The 446-nt window shown below is 65.0% G+C and carries 1 protein-coding gene; it reads left to right on the top strand.

The features are described 5' to 3' along the window. The coding region (locus QWI17_RS00140; protein ID WP_302720482.1) for a ParA family protein at positions 1-446 on the top strand (446 nt) is incomplete at both ends.

Below are 446 nucleotides of genomic sequence, written 5' to 3'. Positions count from 1 at the left end.
GGCAAGACCACCACGACCATCGCTTTGGCCGGCCTGCTGGCCGAGGCCGGCAAGCGCGTGGTCGTCGTCGACCTGGACCCGCACGGTTCGATGACCAGTTACTTCGGCCACAACCCTGATGCCCTCGAGCACAGTTGCTACGACCTGTTTCTGCACAAAGGCCGCGTGCCTGAGGGCTTGCCGGGGCAACTGCTGCTGCCCACCAGCGACGAGCGGATTTCGCTGTTGCCGTCGAGCACCGCGCTGGCCGTGCTGGAGCGCCAGTCGCCGGGGCAGAATGGCCTGGGCCTGGTGATCGCCAAGAGTCTGGCGCAGTTGTGGCAGGATTTCGACTTTGCCTTGATCGACAGCCCACCCTTGCTCGGCGTGCTGATGGTCAATGCCCTGGCCGCCAGCCAGCAGTTGGTGGTCCCGGTGCAAACCGAGTTTCTTGCGGTGAAGGGGCT

Origin of the sequence: Gilvimarinus gilvus (genome assembly GCF_030518155.1) — a bacterium.
Classification (GTDB): Bacteria; Pseudomonadota; Gammaproteobacteria; order Pseudomonadales; family Cellvibrionaceae; genus Gilvimarinus; species Gilvimarinus gilvus.
The sequence above is the reverse complement of the archived record's forward strand: the minus strand, read 5'-3'. Positions and strand labels throughout refer to the sequence as shown.